The sequence below is a fragment of the Pseudoalteromonas sp. P1-13-1a genome, assembly GCF_001401875.1.
Taxonomy (GTDB): Bacteria; Pseudomonadota; Gammaproteobacteria; order Enterobacterales; family Alteromonadaceae; genus Pseudoalteromonas.
In genome coordinates this window covers 45480-71401 of record NZ_LKDV01000015.1, presented here as the reverse complement: position 1 = coordinate 71401, position 25922 = coordinate 45480, and the positions used below count along the sequence as shown (strand labels likewise).

Annotated in this window: 27 protein-coding genes; 22 read left to right on the top strand and 5 right to left on the bottom strand. The window is 42.1% G+C overall.

The window, feature by feature from the left end:
- Positions 1-349 precede the first annotated feature (349 nt).
- Genes coxB through AN391_RS11170 form a run of 4 tightly spaced genes read left to right on the top strand, consistent with a single transcriptional unit; the run spans position 350 to position 4525 of the window.
- A complete protein-coding gene (gene coxB, locus AN391_RS11185) occupies positions 350-1492 on the top strand; it encodes a cytochrome c oxidase subunit II (protein ID WP_055015467.1) in 1143 nt (380 codons plus the stop codon).
- Entirely contained in the window at positions 1492-3084 is a 1593-nt protein-coding gene (gene ctaD / locus AN391_RS11180) for a cytochrome c oxidase subunit I (protein ID WP_055015466.1), read from the top strand. The genes coxB and ctaD overlap by 1 nt, the downstream gene beginning before the upstream one ends.
- The gene (locus AN391_RS11175; RefSeq protein WP_055015465.1) at positions 3084-3614 is read left to right on the top strand and encodes a cytochrome c oxidase assembly protein; all 531 of its coding nucleotides are present in this window, start codon (positions 3084-3086) and stop codon (positions 3612-3614) included. Before ctaD ends, AN391_RS11175 begins: the two co-directional genes overlap by 1 nt.
- A 35-nt stretch (positions 3615-3649) precedes the next feature.
- Positions 3650-4525 carry a cytochrome c oxidase subunit 3 gene (locus AN391_RS11170; RefSeq protein WP_055015464.1) on the top strand — a complete coding sequence of 292 codons (876 nt, stop codon included), beginning with the start codon at positions 3650-3652 and terminating at the stop codon, positions 4523-4525.
- Here the strand turns inward: AN391_RS11170 and AN391_RS20920 are convergent.
- A complete protein-coding gene (locus AN391_RS20920) occupies positions 4425-4736 on the bottom strand; it encodes a DUF2909 domain-containing protein (protein ID WP_082429327.1) in 312 nt (103 codons plus the stop codon). The two genes, AN391_RS11170 and AN391_RS20920, sit on opposite strands and share 101 nt — an antisense overlap.
- A gap of 14 nt (positions 4737-4750) precedes the next feature.
- On the opposite strand from AN391_RS20920, the gene AN391_RS11165 reads away from it, so the two are divergent.
- The 13 genes from AN391_RS11165 (at position 4751) to AN391_RS11105 (ending at position 17234) form a co-directional block, all read left to right on the top strand.
- A complete protein-coding gene (locus AN391_RS11165; protein ID WP_055015463.1) occupies positions 4751-5491 on the top strand; it encodes an SURF1 family protein in 741 nt (246 codons plus the stop codon).
- Positions 5481-5975, top strand: a complete 495-nt coding sequence (locus tag AN391_RS11160) for a hypothetical protein (RefSeq protein WP_055015462.1) — start codon at positions 5481-5483, stop codon at positions 5973-5975. Before AN391_RS11165 ends, AN391_RS11160 begins: the two co-directional genes overlap by 11 nt.
- A 30-nt stretch (positions 5976-6005) precedes the next feature.
- Positions 6006-6995, top strand: a complete 990-nt coding sequence (locus tag AN391_RS11155) for a heme A synthase (RefSeq protein WP_055015461.1) — start codon at positions 6006-6008, stop codon at positions 6993-6995.
- A gap of 12 nt (positions 6996-7007) precedes the next feature.
- Positions 7008-7937, top strand: a complete 930-nt coding sequence (gene cyoE / locus AN391_RS11150) for a heme o synthase (protein WP_055015460.1) — start codon at positions 7008-7010, stop codon at positions 7935-7937.
- A complete protein-coding gene (locus AN391_RS11145) occupies positions 7934-8551 on the top strand; it encodes an SCO family protein (RefSeq protein WP_055015459.1) in 618 nt (205 codons plus the stop codon). The genes cyoE and AN391_RS11145 overlap by 4 nt, the downstream gene beginning before the upstream one ends.
- Positions 8552-8714: 163 nt before the next feature.
- Positions 8715-8987, top strand: coding sequence for an STAS domain-containing protein (locus AN391_RS11140; protein ID WP_055015458.1), 273 nt, complete (start codon positions 8715-8717; stop codon positions 8985-8987).
- Between the two features lie 8 nt (positions 8988-8995).
- Positions 8996-9358: a response regulator gene (locus AN391_RS11135; protein ID WP_029773320.1), complete on the top strand. Its 363-nt coding sequence runs from the start codon at positions 8996-8998 to the stop codon at positions 9356-9358.
- Between the two features lie 14 nt (positions 9359-9372).
- A complete protein-coding gene (locus tag AN391_RS11130) occupies positions 9373-11460 on the top strand; it encodes a chemotaxis protein CheA (RefSeq protein ID WP_055015457.1) in 2088 nt (695 codons plus the stop codon).
- Positions 11457-11942, top strand: a complete 486-nt coding sequence (locus tag AN391_RS11125; protein WP_055015456.1) for a chemotaxis protein CheW — start codon at positions 11457-11459, stop codon at positions 11940-11942. Before AN391_RS11130 ends, AN391_RS11125 begins: the two co-directional genes overlap by 4 nt.
- 48 nt (positions 11943-11990) lie before the next feature.
- Complete coding sequence (locus AN391_RS11120) at positions 11991-14696, top strand: methyl-accepting chemotaxis protein (protein WP_055015509.1); 2706 nt, start codon at positions 11991-11993, stop codon at positions 14694-14696.
- Positions 14697-14756: 60 nt separating this feature from the next.
- Positions 14757-15587 (top strand): protein-glutamate O-methyltransferase CheR, encoded by an 831-nt coding sequence (locus AN391_RS11115; RefSeq protein WP_055015455.1) that lies wholly within the window; start codon positions 14757-14759, stop codon positions 15585-15587.
- Positions 15571-16194 (top strand): chemoreceptor glutamine deamidase CheD, encoded by a 624-nt coding sequence (gene cheD / locus AN391_RS11110; RefSeq protein ID WP_029774194.1) that lies wholly within the window; start codon positions 15571-15573, stop codon positions 16192-16194. The genes AN391_RS11115 and cheD overlap by 17 nt, the downstream gene beginning before the upstream one ends.
- Positions 16195-16202: 8 nt before the next feature.
- Positions 16203-17234 carry a chemotaxis response regulator protein-glutamate methylesterase gene (locus AN391_RS11105; protein ID WP_055015454.1) on the top strand — a complete coding sequence of 344 codons (1032 nt, stop codon included), beginning with the start codon at positions 16203-16205 and terminating at the stop codon, positions 17232-17234.
- A gap of 22 nt (positions 17235-17256) precedes the next feature.
- Here AN391_RS11105 and AN391_RS11100 read toward each other — a convergent pair whose 3' ends face one another.
- Positions 17257-18282 (bottom strand): polysaccharide deacetylase family protein, encoded by a 1026-nt coding sequence (locus tag AN391_RS11100; protein ID WP_055015508.1) that lies wholly within the window; start codon positions 18280-18282, stop codon positions 17257-17259.
- Between AN391_RS11100 and dinF the strand changes: the two genes are divergently transcribed.
- Positions 18262-19596 carry an MATE family efflux transporter DinF gene (dinF, locus tag AN391_RS11095; protein WP_152967901.1) on the top strand — a complete coding sequence of 445 codons (1335 nt, stop codon included), beginning with the start codon at positions 18262-18264 and terminating at the stop codon, positions 19594-19596. The genes AN391_RS11100 and dinF overlap by 21 nt on opposite strands.
- A gap of 9 nt (positions 19597-19605) precedes the next feature.
- Here dinF and AN391_RS11090 read toward each other — a convergent pair whose 3' ends face one another.
- Together AN391_RS11090 and nfuA are read right to left on the bottom strand one after the other, a co-directional pair.
- A complete protein-coding gene (locus AN391_RS11090; RefSeq protein WP_029774191.1) occupies positions 19606-19875 on the bottom strand; it encodes a hypothetical protein in 270 nt (89 codons plus the stop codon).
- A gap of 6 nt (positions 19876-19881) precedes the next feature.
- Positions 19882-20457: a Fe-S biogenesis protein NfuA gene (nfuA, locus tag AN391_RS11085; protein ID WP_055015452.1), complete on the bottom strand. Its 576-nt coding sequence runs from the start codon at positions 20455-20457 to the stop codon at positions 19882-19884.
- Between the two features lie 146 nt (positions 20458-20603).
- Between nfuA and AN391_RS11080 the strand changes: the two genes are divergently transcribed.
- The gene (locus tag AN391_RS11080; protein WP_055015507.1) at positions 20604-23159 is read left to right on the top strand and encodes a M14 metallopeptidase family protein; all 2556 of its coding nucleotides are present in this window, start codon (positions 20604-20606) and stop codon (positions 23157-23159) included.
- Positions 23160-23167: 8 nt separating this feature from the next.
- Here the strand turns inward: AN391_RS11080 and AN391_RS11075 are convergent, their stop codons facing one another.
- Positions 23168-23845: a ComF family protein gene (locus AN391_RS11075; RefSeq protein ID WP_055015451.1), complete on the bottom strand. Its 678-nt coding sequence runs from the start codon at positions 23843-23845 to the stop codon at positions 23168-23170.
- 73 nt (positions 23846-23918) lie between these two features.
- Between AN391_RS11075 and bioH the strand changes: the two genes are divergently transcribed.
- The 3 genes from bioH (at position 23919) to AN391_RS11060 (ending at position 25920) form a co-directional block, all read left to right on the top strand.
- Complete coding sequence (bioH, locus tag AN391_RS11070; RefSeq protein ID WP_055015450.1) at positions 23919-24656, top strand: pimeloyl-ACP methyl ester esterase BioH; 738 nt, start codon at positions 23919-23921, stop codon at positions 24654-24656.
- 89 nt (positions 24657-24745) lie between these two features.
- Positions 24746-25054, top strand: coding sequence for a hypothetical protein (locus tag AN391_RS11065; protein WP_055015449.1), 309 nt, complete (start codon positions 24746-24748; stop codon positions 25052-25054).
- Positions 25055-25059: 5 nt separating this feature from the next.
- Positions 25060-25920 carry a putative metalloprotease CJM1_0395 family protein gene (locus AN391_RS11060; protein WP_055015448.1) on the top strand — a complete coding sequence of 287 codons (861 nt, stop codon included), beginning with the start codon at positions 25060-25062 and terminating at the stop codon, positions 25918-25920.
- The last annotated feature ends 2 nt before the right edge of the window (positions 25921-25922 follow it).

Here is a 25922-nt window from a genome sequence, read left to right as displayed (position 1 = left end):
ACTCGCACTTAACTCCTCTTTTATATGATGCACCCCCTAGTTTTACTCGCTATTTAGCAACTAACTTGTGTTTAAGCTGGCGTAATTAAAGCTTATTTTAAAATACAACTTGTTTGTTTTTTATACTGAAACTTGCTTGTTGTACGTTTTTTAGCTAATCATTAATGTGCTGGGCTAACAATAACTCACAGCTTTTTGGTTTTGAGAACACACAAATACACATTCTTTGTTGGCGCAGCTATACCAATCAAAACAAATTAGGTTGGTTAAATAATAAAAATAACGAATTGGCGTTTAAGCCGTATGCCTCTTCGCTTTGCATTCGCAATAGCATCAAAGGAGCCGTCACATGGGTAAACTGACCTCTGCCTTGTGGCTTGTATTGATTATGTTCCCGCAGCAAGTGCTGGCTAATAGCCAATACAATATGCGCAAGGGCGTAACCGATATAAGTAATAATGTATATCAGCTACACATGACAATATTTTTAATATGTTGTGTGATTGGGGTGATAGTGTTCGCAATTATGTTTTGGGCACTAATTCATCACCGTAAATCTAAAGGGGCAGTTCCTGCCCAATTTCATGAAAGTACCAAAGTAGAAATTCTTTGGACTGCCATTCCGTTTGTTATTTTAATTGCCATGGCAATCCCTGCCACTAAAACCTTGATTGCAATGGAAGATGCCAGTAAGGCCGACTTAACCATTAAGATCACTGGGTCACAGTGGAAGTGGCATTATGAATATATGGGCGAAGACGTGGAGTTTTATTCTATTTTGTCTACCCCTCAAGACGAAATAGCCAACCTTGCTAATAAAAACCCCAATTACTTACTTGAGGTTGATAAACCTTTAGTACTGCCAATTAATCAAAAGGTGCGTTTTTTAATGACCTCTGATGATGTTATTCACTCTTGGTGGGTACCTGATTTTGCCGTTAAAAAAGATGCCAACCCAGGGTTTATTAATGAAACGTGGACCAACATCAACGAAGAGGGTATTTACCGTGGCCAATGCGCCGAACTATGCGGTAAAGATCATGGTTTTATGCCCGTGGTAGTTGAAGCTAAGTCGCAAGAGGATTTTAACGCGTGGCTTGCAGATGCTAAGCAAGCTAAGCAGAAAGCGGCATTAGCCGATGCAGCCCTACTTGAGAAAACGATTCCTAAAGAAGAGTTAATGACGCTAGGCGAGCAAGTGTATATGGCAAGTTGCGCTGCGTGTCATCAGCCAACAGGTATGGGGTTACCGGGTGTGTTTCCAGCGCTTAAAGGTAGCCCCATTGTGCTTGGTGATATAAAAGATCATATAGATATTGTAATTCATGGCCGTCCTGGCACTGCAATGCAGGCATTTGCAAAGCAGTTATCTATAAAGCAACTTGCGGCAGTAATTACCTTCAAACGCAATGCGTGGGGTAACGATACGGGTGATGTTATCCAACCTAGTGAAATTCAGGCAGCACTTGATGCTGATGGGGAGGCGAACTAATGAGTAGCATAGTAGAACAACCACACGCCAATAACGCTCACCACGGCCACCATCCAGCCAAAGGTTTTAAACGCTGGTTATATACAACAAACCATAAAGATATTGGCAGCATGTACTTAATTTTTTCGCTGACGATGTTTTTAATTGGTGGTGCAATGGCTATGGTTATTCGGGCTGAGTTATTTCAGCCAGGATTACAATTGGTAGATCCTCACTTTTTTAACCAAATGACCACAGTACACGGCTTAATTATGGTGTTTGGTGCTGTAATGCCAGCCTTTACGGGGCTTGCTAACTGGATGGTACCGCTCATGATTGGTGCGCCAGACATGGCACTGCCCAGAATGAACAATTGGAGCTTTTGGATTTTACCCTTCGCTTTTTTAATTTTATTGGCATCGTTATTAATGCCTGGAGGCGGCCCCGCATTTGGCTGGACGTTCTATGCGCCGCTTTCTACAACGTACAGTAACGATAACACCGCAATGTTTGTGTTTGCAGTGCACATTATGGGGATTAGCTCAATTATGGGCGCAATAAACGTGATTGTGACCATTGTTAACTTACGTGCCCCAGGCATGACATGGATGAAACTACCATTATTTGTTTGGACATGGCTAATAACCGCATTTTTATTAATTGCTGTTATGCCTGTATTGGCCGGAGCGGTCACTATGGTGCTGACCGATAAATACTTTGGAACCAGCTTTTTTGATGCAGCAGGTGGCGGCGATCCGGTGATGTTTCAGCACATATTTTGGTTTTTTGGCCATCCCGAAGTGTACATCATGATTTTACCCGCCTTTGGTATTATTTCGACCATCGTGCCTACGTTCTCTCGTAAAAAACTATTTGGTTATGCCTCCATGGTATACGCCACTTCTTCTATCGCATTACTGAGCTTTATAGTGTGGGCGCATCATATGTTTACGACCGGTATGCCCGTTGCTGGCGAGCTATTTTTCATGTACGCGACCATGCTTATATCGGTACCTACAGGGGTAAAAGTTTTTAACTGGGTGGCCACTATGTGGCGAGGTTCAATAAGTTTTGAAGTACCCATGTTATTTAGTATTGCATTTATTGTGCTATTTACCTTAGGGGGCTTTTCGGGGTTGATGTTGGCTATAACACCAGCTGATTTTCAGTATCACGATACTTACTTTGTGGTGGCGCACTTTCATTACGTGTTAGTTACGGGGGCAATATTTTCTATTATGGCAGGGGCTTATTATTGGCTGCCTAAATGGACGGGCAATATGTACAACATTGCCTTGGCTAAGTGGCATTTTTGGTTATCGCTGGTAAGCGTTAATGTGCTGTTTTTCCCTATGCATTTTGTTGGGCTGGCAGGTATGCCTCGCCGCATTCCCGATTACGCTCTGCAGTTTGCTGACTTTAACGCAATTATTAGTGTAGGTGGGTTTGCCTTTGGTTTATCGCAGTTACTCTTTGTGGCTGTGGTAATTAAATGTGCCCGAGGGGGCGATAAAGTCCCTGCAAAAGTATGGGATGGTGCTGAAGGTTTAGAGTGGGAAGTAGACTCTCCTGCGCCGTATCATACTTTTTCTACACCGCCGGAAATTAAATAATGACACATGCACCGCTATTAAAGCGCCTAATTCTTATTTGTATAGGTATGTTTGCTTTTGCATTTGCCTTAGTGCCCTTATATGACGTGTTTTGCGACATAACCGGGCTTAATGGCAAGCCGTCGCTTGAGCAAGCTAAGCAAAGTACACAAATCACTGAAAACCGAGAAATAGGTGTGAGCTTTACAACCCATGCGCAAAGTGGTGCGCCCTTTATTGTTAAATCAAAAGAATACAGTGTTGATGTGAAACCGGGTGCTATGCGTGAGGTAATGTTTAGCGCAAAAAACACCAGTGATATCGATAAAGTAATGCAAGCGGTGCCTTCTGTGTCGCCTGGAAAGGCGGCTAAGTACTTACATAAAATAGCGTGCTTTTGCTTTGATCAACAACCTCTAAAAGCGGGTGAAGAACTTGAGTTTAAGCTGCTTTTTTATGTTGATACCGCATTGCCGAGCGATGTAGAAGAGCTAACTTTATCGTACACCGTATTTGATATTAGTGAGCAGCTAGTAGCAAGTAATAACTAGCCTGCATGTCTAGTGTAAAACTAGGAGCAAGTAACATGAATCAAGATTATGAAAACTACTACGTACCCGAGCAAAGCCCTTGGCCCATAGTGGGCGCGGTGGCGTTATTTTTTATTGCAGTGGGTGCGGCGTTAACAGTTATGAATTTAGAAAGTGAAGGGGGCAGCGGTGTGTACCTGCTATATGCAGGCACTGCAGTGCTGCTGTATATGATTTTTAGTTGGTTTAAAAATGTAATTAGCGAGTCTGATCAGGGCTTGTATTCAGCGCAAATGGACCGCTCATTTCGACAAGGAATGAGCTGGTTTATATTCTCTGAAGTTATGTTTTTTATGGCCTTTTTTGGCGCATTATTTTACGCCCGCATACTGTCGGTGCCTTGGCTTGGCGGCGCTGGGAATAATGCGATGACCAACGAAGTGCTTTGGCCTACCTTTGAGGCCGTATGGCCACTACTAACCACACCAGCAGGTGAAACCACGCAAGCTATGGGGTGGCAAGGCTTACCCCTTATTAATACGCTTATTTTATTAGCGTCTTCGGTTACTTTGCATTTTGCTCACGTAGCCATTGAGAACAATAAACGTAAACCGCTAAAAGTGATGTTGGGGGCAACCATTTTATTGGGTGTGTGCTTTTTAGCATTGCAGGTGGAAGAATATATTTATGCCTACAACGAATTAAACTTAACACTAGATGCAGGCATTTACGGGAACACATTCTTTTTGCTGACAGGTTTTCATGGCATGCATGTGACCCTTGGCGCCATTATTTTGTTTGTTGTATTTATGCGTATTTTAAAAGGCCATTTTACGAAAGATAAACATTTTGCGTTTCAAGCAGCGGCTTGGTATTGGCATTTTGTTGATGTGGTGTGGCTGTGTTTATTTGTTTTTGTGTATGTGTTGTAACGGTCAGTGGTGAGTGGTTAGCCTTTATAAAACCAAGTTTTACAGCGGCTATCACCATCACCAAAACCACCACAGAGAACAGTACGCGACGGCCTAAAAAATGCGACATAGGCCGATTGCCAGATTTATCGGTCACCATAATAAATAGCGCTCTAAACAAGTTGAAAAGTATAAATAGTAACAGCAGCACAATAATAATTTTAATAATCACTGGGTTGACCCTTTATGCAGTTAATTTTAAGGCGTAAACAAAAGCTTAGCTCATTTATCGCACTTTGCGTTGTGGTAGCTGTGGTGCTGGTATGTGTACGTTTAGGGTACTGGCAATTAGCAAGGGCTGAGCAAAAGCAGCAACAGTTAACAGCTATAGCTAACATGCAAACCCAAGGCGTAATGAGCTGGCAGCAATTACAGGCCATGCCTTCAAAGTGGAATAAAACAGGTGTAGAGGTTGAGCTTGTCGGAAAAATAATAAATCAGCAATACTGGCTTTTAGATAACCAAGTTTACCAAGGGCAAGTGGGTTACGATTTATTGGTTTTATTTAAGCCAAGCCAAGCAAGTGGCGTTTTACTCGTTAATTTAGGGTGGGTAAAAGCGCCTATTTCACGCAGCGAATTACCGAACATCCAACTTCCTAAAAGTACTCTTACGTTTAAAGCGCAAATAAAAGAGCAAAACTTAGCGAGCTTTAACTTACAAACCAATTCGACAAAACAAGACTTTCAAAAACGAATTCAATCAATAGATTTACAAAAGCTAAGTAAGCAAAGTAATCAATCGTTATTTAACTTTATGGCTTATCGTCAAGGTACTGGAGATGCGCTAGCAATACCGCATTATACAGCGGTGGTGATGAGTCCGCAAAAGCACCAAGCGTATGCAGTGCAATGGTTTTTAATAGCCTTAGCTTGTGTGGTGGTGGCCATTTTTGCCAGTAAAAAGAGGACTAACAATGAAAAATAATCCCTTAGTTTTATTTGTTGTATGTTGCGCTGTACCACTCGTACTCGCATACGGTGCGCTAAAACTAGACTGGTTGCCAAGCGCTATTACCAATAATGGCGATTTTTTACAGCACGAAGTAAAGCTTGAAAACTGGCAGCAACATAACCCTAAGCAATGGACAATTGCACTTAATTACTCCAATAAATGTAGTGCATCGTGTAATGAGCAGCTCAATGCGCTTGATAACTTATATATCGCCTTAGGAAAAAACCAAGGCAAGGTTGATATGGCTGTAATGGGGGCGCCTAATGTTAAGAACATGCCTTGGAAAACCTTTAACGCGCAACAAAATTTACAGCCCGCTAGCTTATATTTAATTGATCATAGGGGGTTAGTGGTGCTTGAGTATCCGTTTAAAGAGCAGCCTCAAGAAAACCGTTTAGTACAAAAAGGGTTATTAAAAGATTTAAAAAAACTACTTAATTATTCTCGTTCAAGCTAACTAATAGCGCATTGTTAATGGGAGATTCCTATGTATAAAAATTATAAACACTGGGTACTTGCAACGGGGTTGCTTGCGTTATTAGTGGTAGGGCTAGGCGCTTATACACGTTTGAGTGACGCAGGTCTTGGTTGTCCAGACTGGCCAGGTTGCTATGGCTTTTTAACTGTACCAAAGCATGAAGCCGATATCGCACTGGCTACCCAAAGTTACCCAGATATGATGTTTGAAACCGCCAAAGCGTGGAAAGAAATGATCCACCGTTACTTTGCAGGTGCGCTGGGATTACTTATTTTAGCGCTATTTGTGTTGGCTTTTGTAAAGCGCCATAACTCAAACACGCCGGTTAAGTTACCGCTAGCATTATTGTTGTTAGTTATATTTCAGGCAGCGCTGGGTATGTGGACCGTTACAATGAACTTGCAACCGCTCATTGTAATGGGGCATTTACTGGGAGGGTTTAGTATTTTATCGCTAATCACTCTTTTATACCTGCGTTTAACCAGTAAACCCATAGAGGGCGGAGATAGTAGCGCTAAACGCTACTTTTCATTGAGCTTAGTTGCATTGGCTGTATTGGTTATACAAATTGCATTAGGTGGTTGGCTTGCAGCAAATTATGCAGCGCCGCACTGTAATGGCTTACCGCTGTGTAGTTATGCGCAGCCATTTTCACTCAGTAGTGTGTTTCAGCTGCCGCTTGAGCACAGTAACTATGAGTACGGAGTGCTATCGCAACAGGCGCGTATGTCTATTCACCTATTACACAGAATTTGGGCGCTAGTTACATGTGTTGTGTTGGCACTAATTATGTGGCGTATATACAGTCAGGCGCAATCTGCAAAAATAAAACACTGTACTGTCAGCGTGCTCGTTGCGCTACTGTGCCAAATTAGTTTGGGGCTTGCGGTGGTGCATTGGCATTTTCCGCTAGGAGTGGCGCTGGCACACAATTTAATGGCAGCTATCTTGTTATTGACTATGGTTAGGTTGTGTTACTACCTAAAAGCACGCACTTAAAGGGGAATAATAATGGCACTCACACTAGACAAAAAAGAACTACAAGTTATTAGCGCACACCCTTTTATTCAACGTGCTTATAATTTACTGCAAGATTACTTAGCTATTAGCAAGTTTAAAGTAGTGGCTATGTTGGTACTTACTGCCTGGGTTGGCTTGGCACTGGCGCCTGATGTAGGGCGAGGCATTACAGTACAGTTTATTAGTTTATTAGGTATTGGGTTGCTCTCTGGCGCTGCGGCGGTAATAAACCATGTTGTTGATAGCGAAATAGATACAAAAATGGCGCGAACACGCCACCGCCCTGTAGCCAAAGGCAGGCTTAGTAAAACCCATGCGTTAAGCTTTGCAGGTGTGATAGGGTTTGCCGGTTTTATAATGCTAATGCTTTGGGCCAACACCCTAACGGCCGTACTTACGTTGTTTGCGTTAGTGGGATATGCTTTTATTTACACCTCTTTTTTAAAGCGTGCCACACCGCAAAACATTGTGATTGGTGGTTTAGCTGGCGCAATGCCGCCTTTATTGGGTTGGGTTTCTGAAACAAATCAAATGGCAGCCGCACCATGGTTACTTGTAATGATTATATTTACGTGGACCCCACCGCATTTTTGGGCACTGGCAATAGCACGCAAAAGCGATTACGAACGCGCTAAAATTCCTATGTTGCCAGTGACTCATGGTATCGATTTTTGCAAAACGTGTGTTGTGGCTTATACCATATTACTGGCGCTTGTATGCGTGTTACCGTATTTAATTGGTATGTCGGGCGGTATTTATTTGGTTGGCGCATGTGTACTCAATGCACTCTTTTTATATAAAGCGGTTAAGCTAAAGCTAGCCCCTGATAATAGTAATGCCATGGACTTATTTCGCTTTTCAATTGTGCATTTAATGGTACTCTTCGTGATCTTATTTATAGATAAATGGCTCCCCTTATGAAGCAGTTACGGATTAGCTTAGTTGTAATTTTTTCGTTTTTACTTGTTGCTTGCTCAGAGCAAAATAGTGCACCCGATGTGCAAGCTTTAGTGTATGAGCAAGCAAAGCCTCTTTCAGATTTTACGCTTAATGACCAAAACGGTGAGTTAGTCACCAAGGCGCAATTTATGGGGCAGTGGAACTTAGTATTTTTAGGTTATACCAGCTGCCCAGATATTTGCCCATTAACGCTTGCGAAGCTAAATAGTGTGTATAAAAAGTTACATAACGAATACCCACTGCAAATTTGGTTTATGTCGGTAGACCCCCAGCGCGATACAGCGGTAAAACGAAAGGCCTATATTGATTATTTTAACCCTGATTTTTTAGCTGTATCAGGTGAGCACAAAAACTTATTCCCAGTGGTGAGAGAGCTTGGACTAATTTATGCCATTAGTGACTCACAAGAATCAGAGTATGCGGTCGATCATAGTGCTTCGGTGGCTTTAGTTGATGCAAATGGAGCGGTAAGAGCCATATTTAAGCCTGAGTTCCAACAAGGCAATGTACCTCTTATTAATACCACTCAACTTATTAGCGAATTTAAGCAAATAGCGGATTACTATAAAAACTAGTTTTACACTTTTCACGAATTTTAAAAGGAGCTTAGGCTCCTTTTTTGCTTTTTAGCGCCACTTTTAAAAGTTTTATTAATTTTTTTGAGCCTTTTATGGCAATTTTAATAACTAAGGCTAAGCTTTTGTTATGAATTGAATTGACAGGGAAAGCCCTGAAAAAATGCTAAAACTTCCAAGCGAACTTGCAATTATGCATGTAGAGACTCTTCACCAAGATTTATTACAAGAACTCAATAGCAACAACGATATTTGTTTAGATGTCAGTGAGGTTATTTCAGCCGATACCGCGTCAATTCAACTTTTGTGTGCTTTGCAAAAACACCTTCTTACCATACATCACAAAATTGTATGGGTAGGCAACAGTGATGCACTTCAAAACGCCATTAATCAACTTGGCTTAAGTCAATATTTAATACTTGATAGTAAAGGGTAGAGGTTTATATGAAGAAAATTTTAGCGGTTGATGATTCTGCGTCAATGCGTCAAATGGTGAGCTTTACGCTTAAAACCGCAGGTTTTGATGTTACCGAAGCAAAAGATGGCAGCGAGGCTCTTGCGATTGCCAAGCAGCAAAGTTTTGATGCGGTCATTTCAGATGTAAATATGCCCATTATGGATGGCATTACGCTTATCAGAGAACTCAGAGGTCTTCCTGATTACAAATTTACGCCGCTGCTAATGTTAACTACCGAGTCAGGATTAGATAAAAAAGTAGAAGGCAAAGCAGCTGGCGCAACAGGCTGGATTGTAAAGCCATTCAACCCGGATCAGTTACTAGCGGTGCTTAAAAAAGTAATTCGTTAACTGAGGAGTGCGGCGTGAGTATAGATTTAAGTCAATTTTTTGAAGTGTTCTTTGAAGAAAGTTTTGAAGGCCTAGATACAATGGAGGCCGAGCTATTAAATTTAGAGCCCGGCGAAGAAGACTTAGAAACAATAAATACTATTTTTAGAGCTGCGCACTCAATTAAAGGGGGCAGTGGCACCTTTGGCTTTAACTCTGTCGCTGAGTTTACTCATGTGCTTGAGACCTTACTCGATCAAATACGCCAAGGCGAGCGCGAGCTAACCACCGAACATGTTAATTTATTGCTTAAAGCTGTTGATTGCTTGCGTGGGTTACTTGGTGAGCTGCAAGCTGAGCAAGAGCCTGATTTATCACACGCTACGACCTTAAAAAAACAGTTTGAAATTGTACTCGAAATGCAAGCCGAATCACCCCCAACCGAGGCAAGCGAAGTAAAGACTGCTGCTGAGGTAAATACTTTTCAAATTGATTTTAAACCGCATCATCACCTTTTTAAAACAGGCAATGAGCCTTTATTCATGATCAGCGAATTAGCTGAACTCGGCGAGCTTGAAACGCAGGCATTTTTAGACGATATCCCAGATATTAAAGATTTAAGCAGTGACGAGTGCTACTTGCACTGGCGCTTTTTTTTAAATACCAGCGAAAAAGAAGCCGCCATTAAAGAGGTATTTGAATGGGTAGAGGATGATGCCGATATAAAAATAGAGCTCTGTGGCGGGTTATTTGATGAAGACACTTCTCACACCGCAAACACGGACGAAAAGAGCAACCACAGCACAGCTCAAACACAGCCTATTAGCGATGCCAAAAAAGCACCCGATAAGCCTAAAAGCAAACCCACAGCCGATAAAAAGCCAACATCAGCACCGGAGTCTACCTCCATAAGAGTAGGAATAGACAAAGTAGACTCATTAATAAACATGGTTGGGGAACTGGTGATAACACAAGCCATGTTAAATCAGTTGAGCGAGCAAGAAATTAGCGAATCGACCATTACGTCGTTACAAGAAGGCCTTGCGCAGCTGGCACACAATACCCGAGACCTGCAAGAAAATGTGATGCGCATTCGTATGTTACCGATTAACTTTGTATTTAGCCGGTTTCCGCGACTAGTGCGCGACATTGCCCAAAAACTAAATAAACAGGTGGAGTTGAAATTATTAGGGGAACAAACCGAGCTTGATAAAACGGTAATGGAAAAAATATCCGACCCCATGGTGCATCTTGTCAGAAATTCGCTCGATCATGGCCTTGAAACAATTGAACAGCGGGTTGCCGCAGGTAAAGACCCCGTGGGCACCGTGACCTTAAATGCCTTTCACCAAGGCGGTAATATCGTAATAGAAATAATGGACGATGGACAAGGCTTAAATACGCAAAAAATAAAAGAAAAAGCCATTGCTAATGAGCTAATTACCGCTGACTGTAATTTAACCGATGACGAAATCAATGAGCTTATTTTTATGCCCGGTTTTTCTACCGCCGATGCGGTTAGCGACTTATCTGGGCGTGGTGTAGGAATGGATGTTGTTAAGCGCAATATTCAATCTTTAAATGGTTCCGTTGAGGTTTCATCAGCACCTGGCGTTGGCTCTACTTTTACAATAAGGCTACCTCTTACGCTTGCCATTTTAGATGGTCAATTAGTTAAGGTTGCGCAGCATACTTATATTATTCCGCTCATTTCAATTGTTGAATCGCTACAGATTGATATCACTAAAGTAAGCCGAGTGGGTAGAGACTTAGATGTACTAAGACTGCGTGACCAATACATCCCTATTTTACGCTTGTATCAAATTTTTAATCATCAAAACGCCATAGAGTCATTAGACAAAACCTTGCTGGTGGTTGTTGAAACCGACAACCAAAAAGTGGGCTTGCTGGTTGATGACTTACTTTCACAGCAGCAGGTAGTAATAAAAAGTTTAGAGGCGAATTATCAAAAAGTGGATGGCGTGTCTGGAGCAACTATTTTAGGCGACGGGCGTGTCTCGTTAATTGTTGATATTAGTGGCTTAATAAAACTATCAGGACTTAAAAAACCAGGTAGCCAAGAGCTAATCATAGACTCTAAAACACCCCTGGAGGCTTCATGATTAGCGCACAAAGCGAGTTAAATAACAAAATTGATTTAGAGCAACAGCAAGGCGTTAAGCAATTTCTAACCTTTATTATGGCTGATGAAGAGTACGGTGTAGATATATTAACCGTGCAAGAAATCAGAAGCTGGGAAGAAATTACCGTACTGCCCAATGCTCCTGATTTTGTTAAAGGAGTGATAAACCTTCGCGGCACCATAGTGCCAATAATAGATTTGCGCTTACGTTTTGGTTTGCCAAGTACTGAATATGGGCCTTTAACGGTTGTTATTGTTGTAAAAGTTACTTTTGAAAATGATTCAAAAGTAATGGGCATCGCAGTAGATGCGGTTTCTGATGTTTACAGCATTGCAGAGCAAGACGCCAAGCCCGTCCCTAGCCTGTCTGATTCGAGTAATTGTGAGTATGTGGCAGGGCTGGTAAACGTAGGTGAAAAAATGGTCTCGTTAATTGACTTACAAAGAACAATGGATATATAGCCGCAGTGCTATGTAGCAACAAAAACAAACATAAAGGTGGTGATGGGCATGGGATGGTTTAGTAATCCGAAGCAATCAGAATCAAGTAATGACTTAATCGTTAATGCATTAAATAAATCATTAGCAGTTATTGAGTTTGAACCGAGTGGCAGAATAATTACCGCCAATTCAAACTTTTTAAATGCAATGGGATATCGCTTAGAAGAAGTGCAAGGCCAGCACCACTCTATGTTTGTTGAACCAGACGAAGCACAAAGCAGCGAGTATAAAAATTTTTGGCAACGTTTACGCGGCGGTGAGTTCATTTCTGACGAGTTTAAACGCCTTGCAAATGGAGGTCGTGAGGTATGGATTCAAGCGACCTATAACCCGATTATTGATAGCCAAGGGCAAGTGCTAAAAGTAATTAAATTTGCCACAGATGTTACCGAGCAAAAAAAACAGGCCGCTGAAGCACAAGGTCAGCTTGAGGCAATTAGTAAATCGCAGGCGGTGATAGAGTTTAATCTTGATGGCACAATTATTACTGCCAATGACAATTTTTTAAACGGTTTAGGCTATCAACTTAGCGAGATAAAAGGCCAACACCATAAATTATTTGTGGACCCAGAATACGCTAAAACAAACGAGTATAAACAGTTTTGGGAAAAGCTTGGGCGTGGAGAGTACGACTCGGGCGAGTACATGCGAATAGGTAAACAAGGGCAAGAAATATGGATTCAAGCCTCTTATAACCCTATATACGATTTAAATGGCAAGCCTTATAAAGTTATTAAATACGCAAGTGATATCACCGCGCAAAAACAGCTAGAGCGTGAGTCTAAAAAGGCTGCGGACTTAGCAAGTGCGTTAACCGTTTGCCAAGCCAATGTAATGATTGCCGATAAAGATCTCAATATTGTATTTGTAAACGATCAAGTTAAGTCAATGCTCAAAGCACGTGAAACGGCCTTGCAAAGTGTGCTACCTAGTTTTTCTGTCGATAATTTAATCGGCACCTGTGTAGATGATTTTCATAAGCACCCAGCTCATCAACGCGAGCTATTAAAAAACTTAAAGCAACCTTACAAAACTGAGTTACGTTTAGCAGGGCTTATTTTTAGTTTGATTGCCACACCGTGGATAAATCATGAAGGTAAACACTTAGGCACCATTGTTGAATGGGAAGATATTACCGATAGCGTAGCAAAAGCAGAGCAAGAGCGCGCTGAAGCTCAAGAAAACTTAAGAGTAAAACAGGCGCTTGATACCGTAGCAACAAACACCATGATAGCCGATGCCTCAAATGTGATTGTTTATATGAACAACGCGGTTAAATCGATGATGAGTATTGCTGAAGATGATTTGAAAAAAGAGCTGCCAAACTTCGATAGCACTAATTTAATTAAGCAAAATATAGATATATTCCACAAAAACCCGGCCCACCAGCAAAACTTATTAGCTAAGCTTACAACAACATATCGCGCTGAAATAAAAGTAGGCGGACGAACCTTTGGGTTAGTGGCAAACCCTATTTTCACACCAGAGCAAGAACGTATAGGGACGGTAGTTGAGTGGGAAGATAGAACAAGTGAAGTCGCCATAGAAAAGGAAATTGCGCAGTTAGTGAGTAATGCTGGTAAAGGCGATTTAGATACGCGTGTAGATGAAACAGGTAAAGAAGGCTTTTTCTTACGCTTGGCGCAGGGTTTAAATAGCTTAGTGGAAATTGTGGATGATGCCGTTAGCGATACCGCTCTAATGCTTGATGCAATGGCCAATGGCGATCTGTCAAAGCGCATAGAGAAAGAGTACCAAGGCTCGTTTGATAAGCTCAAGCAAGATGCTAATACCACGGCAGATAAACTCACTGATGTTATAAATCGCATAAACTCCTCAGCCACACTTGTTGCCAGTGGTGCAGAGGAGATTTCACAAGGTAATGCAGATTTAAGTCAGCGTACCGAGGAGCAAGCTTCATCGCTTGAAGAGACTGCATCGAGTATGGAAGAGATGACCAGTACCGTAAGGCAAAATGCAGATAACGCAAAAGTTGCTAACGATTTGGCCGAAGAAACCTGCGACAAAGCAATTCAAGGCGGAGAAGTGGTTAATAGAGCAGTAACGAGTATGTCGGCTATTAACGAATCGAGTAAAAAAATTGCTGACATTATAGGTGTTATTGACGAAATTGCCTTTCAAACTAATTTACTGGCGCTTAACGCGGCTGTAGAGGCAGCTAGAGCGGGTGAGCAAGGCAGAGGTTTTGCTGTGGTTGCTGGCGAGGTGCGCAACTTAGCGCAGCGCTCAGCAGGAGCGGCCAAAGAAATTAAAGAGCTCATTAGAGACAGCGTAGCAAAAGTCACCGACGGTACTGTGCTGGTTAATGAGTCGGGCGAAACGCTTAGAGAAATTGTTTCAAGCGTACAACGTGTTACGCAAATGATTTCGGATATAACCGAGGCCTCTGAAGAGCAAAGCGCTGGCATTGAGCAAGTTAATAAAGCCGTTGCGCAAATGGATGAAATGACGCAACAAAATGCGGCACTTGTAGAAGAAGCCTCAGCTGCCGGTGAGTCCATGGCTGAGCAAGCCAATGAGATGCGCCAATTACTGCACTTTTTCTCGCTCGGGCAGCAAGGTATGAATACATTGCCCAATGCACATTTTGAACGTTCTGAAGCCCCAGCGCGTCAACCCAGCGGTTATTTAAAAAATACCCAGCCCAAAGGCGAAAACTTTATAGACTCAGCAGATGAGTGGGAAGAGTTTTAGCCACTATTGGCTTGCTAGTTAAGATGCCAGCAAGCCAGTTTTACAAGGGAAGGTATAACAATGAAAGAATTTTTATGTACCGATAAAGATTTTAAAGACATTGCCACGTTGGTTTATAACGCATGCGGAATTGTGCTTGGCGATCATAAACGCGAAATGGTGTATTCCCGCTTAGCAAGAAGGGTAAGAGAGCATAAACTTAAAAACTTTTCGCAGTATTTAGAGTACTTACACAATAATAAAGAGGCTGAGTTTGACGCATTTATTAATGCGATTACCACTAACTTAACCTCCTTTTTTAGAGAGCCCCACCACTTTGAGTTTTTAAAAAACACCATAGTGCCGCAGTTACTTAGCACTAACAAAGTAACAAAACGAGTACGCGTATGGTCAGCGGGTTGCTCTACAGGCGAAGAGCCTTACAGCTTAGCAATAACCCTTGCCGATTTATTCCCAAGTTCGTGGGATGTAAAAATTTTAGCAACCGATTTAGATTCTAATGTATTAGCCAAAGCGCAAGCGGGTATTTATACCGCGGCTAATGTAAATGGTTTAGAAAACAATGTACTTAAAAAGTGGTTTTTAAAAAGCAAAGATGGGCAAACATATAAAGTGAAACCACAACTAAATAAGCACATTTTTTTTAAACGCCTTAACCTTTTACAAGAGTGGCCCATGAAAGGGCATTTTGATGTAATTTTATGTCGTAACGTGGTTATTTATTTTGATAAAGAAACAAAAGATACTTTGTTTAAACGTTATGCAAATGCACTTAATCGAGGCGGCTATCTGTTTTTAGGACACTCAGAGAGTATGGGAAAAGATCATGCTGAGTTTAAAAATTTAGGGAAAACCATGTATCAAAAGCAACACAATGCACGCACAGTTTAGGCCGGTGCTCCCAGGGTTTGAACATATAAAACGTTACTGGGATGCAGGGCGCACAAGTGTGGTGGCAAAAATATTACCTGGCGAATTTTATGTATCTAAAAATGATGAGCTTATTTCTACAGTGCTAGGCTCATGTATAGCCGCGTGTGTATATGATGAAAAAGCCGGTATAGGAGGCGTAAATCATTTTATGCTGCCGGTAAAAAAAGGTTTAGAGTTAAACAGTGCACATAGTTTAAGTTGTCGCTACGGAAATTGGGCAATGGAATACCTGATCAACGAAGTGTTAAAAGGTGGCGCTGCACGAAAAAATTTAAAAATAAAGCTCTTTGGTGGCGGAAAAATAATTAGCGCCATGACCGACATAGGGATAGGGAATATTAGCTTCGCCAATGCGTATATTCAGGAAGAGTCGCTTAATCTTGTAGCACAAGATATGGGGGGGCCGTGGCCTCGAAAAATTTTTTTTCATCCGCATACGGGCAAAGTCCACGTAAAAAAGCTGAAGAATTTGCATAACAATACAATTGAAAAACGCGAAGTGCGCTACCTGCAAAACCTTAAGCAACAAGATAAAGCCACCGAGACTAACATAGAGCTGTTTTAGGAGCCGCAATGGTTAAAGTTCTGATAATCGATGATTCACCACTGATAAGGCGTTTGCTGAGCGAAATACTATCTCAGGCGAGCGATATCGAGGTTGTTGGCTGTGCCGAAGACCCTTACCAAGCACGAGAAATGATTAAATTGCTCAATCCAGATGTGCTTACCCTCGATGTAGAAATGCCAAAAATGGACGGCATTAGTTTTTTAAGAAACCTAATGCGCTTAAGACCTATGCCCGTTGTGATGATTTCTACATTAACCCAGCAAGGCTCACCTATCACCTTAGAAGCGCTTGAGCTTGGTGCGGTGGACTTTATTGCCAAGCCGACTGTGAATGTTAAGCAGCAAATGAGTCGATATGCGTATGTCGTGCAGCAAAAAGTGCGTGTGGCGGCAGGTGCAAGGGTAAGAAGCTTTAAAAAAGCCACGACAGTGAGCGAGCCTTTGCCCACCAATGCACAATTTTTATTAAACAAAGTTATTGCTATTGGGGCTTCGACAGGGGGCACAGAAGCAATAAAAGAAGTCCTTATAAAAATGCCAGTAAATAGCCCGCCAATTGTGATCACTCAGCATATTCCTCCGGTATTTAGTACCTCGTTTGCGCAGCGTATGGACCGCACTTGTGCTATTAACGTAAAAGAAGCGCAGCACGGTGACAAGCTTAGTGCAGGGTGTGCGTATATAGCCCCAGGTGGTTTGCATTTAAGCATAAAAAAAAGAGGGGTGAGTTTATATTGCGAACTTGATGATTCTGAACCGGTGAACCGCCATAAACCGGCGGTAGATGTATTATTTAACTCGTTACTTGAGTGCGGCGCAAAAAACATTGTGGCAGCGCTGCTCACCGGTATGGGAAGCGATGGCGCAAAGGGCTTACTAAGTATTAAACAAGCGGGGGGTTACACCATTGCCCAGGATGAGTTTTCTTCTGTGGTGTGGGGAATGCCCAAAGCGGCAGTAGATTTAGGTGCCGCTAATGAAATTGTTGCGCTTGATAAAGTAACGCAGCGCTTATTGCATCAAGCTATAAAGGTGTAAGGCGAGTTATAGCTTGTAATTACTACTGAATAACCCACGGTTGTGAAAACCAATAGTAACTACCAGCATGCTTGATAGAAGGCGCGGTACAATTAAAGCGTGAGCGACCTTTATTTAGCGCCTTTGGCGAGTCAATTTTTACAGTCGTGTCGTTTATCCACGTTAATTTCGCCTGCCCTACACTTGATACATAGCACGCAAACTGACTTTTATGAAAATCGCCCATTTCAAACTCAATACTCAGTGTTGGTGGATTTTGCGAGGTTACACTGTCTTGGTAGACTAGATTTTTTATATTAAACGCTCGTGAGTTTAATTTTGTGATTAACGTATCTAATTTACTATAAAAGCCAGAGGCTGGAAAACGGGGCAAACGTGTAAAATTAGAATTACTATTAACCGCACCTGAGTGTTGGCCTATACCAACAAAGCCAAGTTCTTTTACAAGCTCTTGTAGTGTGTTGTTAAACTCGCCATACGGGTAAGCAAGGTATTTGTAATCGTGACCTATTTTTTCTTTAATGCGTTGTTGCGAGTGCAAAATATCTTGTTTTATACGAGCCCGCCATTGCGCATCGCTCTCATTTTTTAGCTTGATATGCAGGTAGTCATGTTGGGCTGTATGATTTGCAATTAACGCTCCCTTGCCAGCGAGCTCTTTTAATTTTTCCCACCCCATTACGTAGCCTTTGCCTTCATCAATAAGGGTAGGGTTTACAAAAATAGTATAGGGATAGCCAAATTTTTCTAAAATTGGCGCTGCTTGTTCGTAGTTATTGTTATAACCATCGTCAAAGGTGATAGCGACTGTTTTCTCAGGTAAGTTTTTGCCCTGTTGTATAGCGTTTATTAGCTCATTTAGCGCTATAACATTAAAATTGTGTTCTTTTAAATAGTTCATGTGCTTGGTAAAGGTGTTTGCGCTTACACTGGTTACAGCCGGAAGGGTTTCGCTTACATGGTGATACTGTAGAATAACTGCCGCATGAGCACGTACTGAAAAACAAATGAGAGTAATTAAAACTAAATGAAACAATTTCTTAAACATAATAAGGCACACCATAAAAGCTTGCTGTTGCTAGCGGGACCAATGATATTATCAAATATTACTGTCCCACTGTTAGGAATTGTTGATACTGCTGTTATCGGCCACTTAGGTAGTGCACATTACTTAGCGGGGATTGCACTTGGCTCAACGGTTATTTCTATTTTATTTTGGCTCGCCGGTTTTCTGCGTATGAGTACCACAGGGTTAGTAGCCCAAGCATACGGGCAAAATAACTTAACACACTTGGCTGCGCTTTTAAAACGCAGCTTATTGCTGGCTGTGTTTGTGGCGTTAGCGCTTATTGCTTTCTCCCCCTTGATAAAACAAGCAATTTCTTTTTTGTCAGGCGCAAATAGCGAGGTTTTAGCGCAAGCATATCAGTATTTTAGTATTCGTATATTTAGTGCCCCTGCCGCACTGTGTAATTTAGTGCTGCTAGGGTGGATGCTTGGCGTACATTATGGACGTGGGCCATTTTACTTGCTGCTAGTGACCAATATTACCAACATAGTGCTCGATATATATTTTGTGGTGTATTTAGACTGGGCAGTAGCGGGAGCAGCATGGGCGTCGTTAATTGCAGATTACTGTGCGTTGGCTTTTGCGTTGTTACTAGTGATTAAGCTCGCAAAAAGGCAAGGCGTGGCGCTAAGCGTGCCAAACTGGCTTAGTATCAGCAAAATGACAGAGCTACTTAGTTTAAATAGAGATATATTTATTCGCTCTTTAATTTTGCAACTGTGCTTTAGCTTTATGACTTTTTATGGTGCGCGCTTAGGCGAAACAACGCTTGCAGCAAATGCAGTATTACTTAACTTTTTAATGTTAGTAAGCTTTGCGCTTGATGGCATTGCCTATGCAAGCGAAGCCAAAGTTGGCCAAGCAAAAGGCCAGCAAAGCGTTAATAATATCAGGTTATGGGTAAAAATAAGTGTGTTTTGGGGAATGCTTTTTGGCGTGTTGTACAGCGTATTTTTTGCTGTGTTTGGTAGCGCTATTATTAAGCTTTTAACTAATGTGCCCGAAGTGATAGAAGCGGCGACAAATTACTTACCGTGGGTAATCGTATTGCCTATGTTAGCAATGAGCTGCTTTTTGTTTGATGGCGTATTTGTAGGGCTTACACGGGCAAAAAATATGCGTAACAGTATGATTCTTTCAGCTGCTGTTGGCTTTTTTGGGGTGTTTTGGGTGTTTATAGAGTGGCAAAATAATGCATTATGGCTGGCCATGAGTTGCTTTATGTTTATGCGCGGCGTTACGTTATTTATTAAGTACTTGCAGTTAAAAGCAACGAATCAGCTACTCGATTAAGCGAACGCGTCATTTCCATAGGTCGGGGTCGTGATCTTTTGGCCCCATATCTTTTAAAACTTGTGAGAAACGATTGGCAAAAATACCGCTATACCCCCATGCAGCAAAAAATAATGCCGGGATTAAAATAACCACGCCTATAATTTGCAAACTAAAATGAGTGTAGTAGCCAAGGGCTATAAATATCACGGCTAGCACAAACAGTGCTAAGCCGCGAAAAAAGCGCGTTAAACTCAACTTAGGGTTGCTCCCTAAGCGATAAATAAGCGGCTTTAACATTATTGCTTAGTAATAAGAGTGATCGCCCGCTTGGTGCTCGGTAATATCGGCAACACCGGTGATTTCATCAAATTTAGCAACCATTTCTTTCTCGATGCCCTCTTTTAGGGTTACATCGATCATAGAACAGCCATTACAGCCACCACCAAATTGAAGTACAGCAATACCTTCAGCGGTTACTTCAACTAAGCTTACTTGGCCACCATGGTTAGCTAGCTGTGGGTTTACTTCGGTCTCAAGCATGTGTTGAACACGCTCATTTAGTGATGCGTTATCGCCTAGTTTACGTGCCTTTGCATTAGGCGCTTTTAACGTTAACTGAGTGCCCATTTTGTCGGTAACAAAATCAATTTCAGCTTCCTCTAAAAAAGGGGCGCTTTCTGTATCTACTACGGCATCAAAACCATTAAAGTTAAGACGAATATCGCTGTCTTCTACGGCGTCTTCTGGGCAATAAGAAACACCACATTCCGCTTGTGATGTACCAGGGTTTACAACAAACACACGAATATTAGTTTGTTGTGCTTGATCTGCTAAAAGTTTAGCAAAATGCGCTTGTGCTGTTTCGGAAATAGAAATCATAAAACCGTCTATACTTGACTAAATTACTCGGATACTGCATATCATACTCCGCTCATCGTGTTGCGGCTAGTGTTGAGCGTAAAAAGTTGGCATCTATTTTAAGCAATGCTAGCGTGCAAATAACAAACATTTTTAGAGTGATTTATATGCGCTGGATAGTAACTATAATGGTGGTAATGCTTAGCTTTTCAAGTATGGCAAAACCACTTTCGTATTATTTTGAACAAGATGTAGAGTTTGATAAAACAATACCCACCCCACAAGACGTACTTGGTTACGAAGTAGGTGAGTGGCATGTAAGGCACGACCAACTTGTGCGTTATATGGAAATTCTAGCGCAAAAAAGTAATCGTATAAATTTTGAAGTAATAGGGCGCACACACGAGCAACGTCCGCTTGTGATGCTAAGTATTAGTAGCGCTGAAAAACTCGCTAATTTAGAGCAAATTCGCCAAGCGCATTTAGCCCGTTTAACAAACAGTGAGCAAGCTAAAAACACACAAAATGAGCCTGCTGTAGTTTGGATGGGATACAGTGTGCACGGCAATGAGTCATCAGGCAGCAATGCCGCTTTATTGGTTGCGTATTACCTTGCTGCAGCGCAAGGCCCAGAAATAGAAAAGCTATTAAATAATACCGTTATTTTGCTCGACCCTTCACTTAACCCCGATGGCTTGGCTCGCTTTGCCAATTGGGCTAATAGTAATCGGGGGATGAACTTATCAAGCGACCCAAAAACGCGTGAACACGTAGAAAGCTGGCCAAGTAGCCGTACAAATCACTATTGGTTTGATTTAAACCGCGATTGGTTATTGCTACAACACCCAGAGTCGCGAGCACGCATTGCTAAATTTCATCAATGGAAGCCAAATATTCTTACCGACTTTCATGAAATGGGCCCTAACAGCAGCTACTTTTTTCAACCTGGTATTGCTAGTCGCAAGCACCCAATCACCCCAGATGAAAACGTAACGCTTACTAAAGCTATAGCCAATTACCATGCTAAAACCTTAGACAAAAATAATGCCCTTTATTTTACCGAAGAAAGCTTTGACGACTTTTATTACGGCAAGGGTTCAACCTACCCCGATGTAAACGGCGGTATAGGTATTTTATTTGAGCAAGCAAGCTCACGTGGGCATGTACAAGACACCATAAACGGTACGCTTACCTTTCCTTTTACTATTAAAAATCAGTTATTAACCAGCCTATCAACCTTTAAAGCAGCGGTAGATAACCGTGAGGCGCTATTAACCTATCAGGCAAAATTTTATAACCAAGCAATTGATTTAGCACATGATGAAAGTTTTGAAGGCTATGTGGTTGAGGGTGCTAAAGACAGCACCCGCATTAAGCTATTTTTAAACCTGTTAAAGCAGCATCAAATAAATGCTTACCCACTTACCAAAACGCTAAAAGCCAATGGTAAAAACTTTTCTACAAATAGTTACTTTGTCCCGCTGGCACAACCTCAATTTAGATTAGTTAAGGCTATTTTTAGCGAGCAAAAAAGCTTTGCCGACAACACATTTTACGATGTATCGGGTTGGACCCTTGCCCATGCGTTTAATTTAGAGTTTGCAAAAGTAAAAAGTAGTTGGGGTTTAGAGGTTGCAAGTACTGCATGGCAAAAAGCCGTTAAACCATCATTTGCTGCGTTAAAGCAAAGTTATGCATTTGGTTTTGCCTGGGATGATTACTTAGCACCTAAAATGTTAAATAGCTTGCTAAAGCAAGGCATTAAAGCGCGTGTAGCGTTAAGCGCATTAACAGCTAAAAGCAGCACCACCGAAATAGACTTTGCACCTGGCAGTATTATTGTTCCTGCTGGGTTGCAAACGAATCCTGATTGGGTGGCTATTTTAAACGATGCGCAAACCCAATTTGGTATTGCGATAAAGCCTATTACCACCGGTCTTACTAGTAAAGGCGCCGATTTAGGGTCGCGCACTATGGCAGTATTAAACGAGCCAAAAGTACTGCTTGTGGGCGGTAAAGGTGTAAGCCAATACGAAGCAGGCGAAGTTTGGTATTACCTAGACCGCTTTGTCGGTATTTCTCCGACCATAGTAGAAATGGAGCGCTTAGGTAGCCTGGACTTAAATAATTACAGTCACATTGTACTAGCGAATGGCAATTACTCGGGCTTACCTGATAGTGATAAAGTTGCCATTAAAAGCTGGGTAAGAAAAGGCGGCGTAATTTGGGGCCACAAAGGCGGCGCTAAATTTTTAGCCGATCAGCAATTACTTAAAGCTAATTATTTATCTAGGCAAGATGTAGCCAGCGCTTTTAATACTCAAGGGTTAAATTACGCAGATAAAGACCATTTAGCAGGGCGACAACGCATAGCCGGCGCTATTTTTAATACCGATGTGGACACCACGCATCCACTTACATTTTCGCTTAATCGCGAAACATTGCCAGTATTTAAAAATAGCACCTGGTTATTAGAAAAATCATCCGCACCGTTTGTAAACATACTCACTTACCCACAAAAACCACTACTAGCAGGGTTTACCGATGGCGTAAATGAGCAGCAAATTGCCGGTGCAGCAGCCATGATTGCTCACTCATACGGGCGTGGCAGTGTTATTGCGATGACCGATAACCCCGTTTTTAGAGGATACTGGTACGGCACAAGTCGATTACTCAGTAATGCGTTATTTTTTGGCCATACATTTAGAGTGAGAGGCGATTAAGTACACTGTTAAAGTGGCGTTAAACAAGTAACAAAAGCCCACACTTGTTTAGCGCCCGCTTCCTTTAATACTCGGGTAGCTGCGTTGAGCGTTGCGCCTGTGGTCATTACATCATCGACTATTGCCACTGTTTTTCCGCTCATATCTTGTGTACATACAAAGGCATTTTTTACATTTTGAATCCGTTTGGCTTTAGATAGTCGGGACTGTGCTTGCGTGGCTTTATTTCGTGTAAGCGCATTACTAATGCAAGCGTGTTTGGCTAAACAAGGCTGCCATACTTGACTGACCTGATTAAACCCTCGTGTTAAAAAACGGCGTTGATGCAAGGGTAGAATGATAAAAATGTCGGGCTGGGTAGCTAAATTTTCAAAAAATAGAGCAAGTTGGCATTTAATTACTTGTTGCAGTGCTTTTTTATAATGAATTTGATTATTAAATTTGAGGCGTTTAAGCCAGTGCTCAAAAGGGGGTTGGTAAAAAGCGCAGGCAAAGAGCTTATCAAATTCGCAATTTGGAAACATTTCTACAATATCAGGGCGGTGTAATAAATTGCTGTGCTTATTCAAATCAAACACGTTTAAATCTGCCAAACAATAGTTACACAGGGCCTCTTGAGTACTAACAACCCCCTGACACTGCAAGCAGTAAGAGGGAAACAGCCAGTTAAAGAATGTGTGCTGCATTGGCAGCTCCTTGCGTTGCTTTCGCGTTATTAACCGTTATGATGGAGCTAAGTTTGGTTAAGGTTAGGCAAATATGCAAAGCGAGTTAGTTTTATTACATGGTTGGGGTATGAATCAAGGCGTATGGCAATTAGTGCAGCCAGAGTTAACGTTTTTATACAGTGGCTCGGTGCGCAGTATTGACCTGCCTGGCTTTGGCAACAGCAATAGCTGCCCAAGCCCTTATAATTTTCACGATGCGGCTGAAATCGTAAGCGAGCAACTTAGCCCTAACTCTATTGTAATGGGTTGGTCGCTAGGAGGGTTGTTTGCATTGTATATTGCAAAGCATTGGCCTGAAAAAGTTTCAAAAGTTATTTTAGTTGCCTCAACCCCTTTTTTCGCCGAGGCAGATGATTGGCCTGGCATAAAAGCCAGCGTGCTTGAGCAATTTAAAGAGCAATTAGTTAATCACCGAGAAAAAACCATAGAGCGCTTTTTAGCTATTCAGGCTATGGGGAGCGAGTCGGCACGCGATGATATAAAGCAGCTAAAGCAATTGTTAAACCAGTATAACGCCCCAGAAAGTGAGGCGTTAAGTGCGGGTTTAAGCATTTTACAAAATGATGATTTGCGCGACGTATTTACACATTGCCCAGTGCCTATAAAAGCGATATTTGGTCGTTTAGATGCGCTGGTACCTTACAAAGCAATTAATAAAATGGCAGCACTAAATACTGAGTTTGAATACGAAGTACTAGACAAAGCTTCGCACGCGCCGTTTATTTCTCATAAAAGAGAGTTTTTATCTGTCGTTAAATCAATGCTTTAAAATAGCCTAAAGAAAGGTCCTGTTTAAAGCTTTATTTTGCCCATAAAGTGAGCGATAATTAAACAATATTTATTTTTTGGAGGTACAGCATGGCTATTGGTTCAGTATTTAATAGTGGTGTAGAAGGGTTTAATCGTGCAAGCCAAGGTATAGAGCGAGCAAGCGCAGAGATAAACCGTGCCACCATTGAAGAGCAAGACGATACACAGCTAGCCCAACAGCGCCAGTTAACAGCAGCGAGTTCAGATGAAGCTGTAACAGCGCCTGCTGCACAACCCGCTCGAGTTGACGAAGCGCTTGTTAATTTAAAAGTCGAAGAATTTAATGCCAAAGCAAACACGCAATCTATTCAAACGGCTGATGAAGTGCTTGGTACGCTAATCGATATTAAAGCTTAAACGTTATGAATATTGTCACGCCATTTCCGTCTATCAATATAAACACCGCCAATGTTTATACGGAAACCGCTCGGCGTGACAACCAACTGCGCGACGTTATTCCTGCCCCTGCCCCTAATAGTGCCAGTAACACAGAAACCAAAGCGCAAAGTGATGCTGATAAAGCAAAGCTGCCAACAAGTGCAGACCCCGCCACGTACGATGCAACCGGTAAGCTGAGTGATGAGCAAACTGTTGAGCAGCGTCAGCAAGGCAGCGAAGATTCAAATAACGAACAGCAACAAAATCAACAAGCAAGCGCAGACACCTCCGAGGAAGAACAAGAGCAGCAACAGCTTGAAATAGAACAGCAGCAAATTAAAGAGCTTAAAGCGCGCGACACTGAAGTGCGTGTGCATGAGCAAGCTCATGCATCGGTGGGTGGGCAGTATGCAGGCTCGCCAAGCTATGAATACCAACGTGGACCAGATGGCACTAATTACGCGGTAGGCGGTGAGGTACAAATTGATGTATCTGTAATCCCCGACGATCCGCAAGCCACTATAGAGAAAATGCAAACGGTACGTGCAGCCGCACTTGCCCCAGCAGAGCCATCAAGTGCCGACAGGGCAATCGCGGCTGATGCAACCCAAAAAATGGCCGCAGCACAAGCTGAGTTATCAGCCCCTGCTGACGATGAAGCGCGAGCACAAGAGCCACAAAGTGCGTTATCAATAAACGAAACCAGCACCGCTGAGTCTCAAAGCGATACAAATACAGAGCAATCACGCGATCCTGAAGTAGACGCTCGAGCTGGCCGTATTGCTAATTTTTATCAAATGACTAGCTCGCCACAAAACGAGAGTGGTTTTTCTGCGTTTGGTTAAAA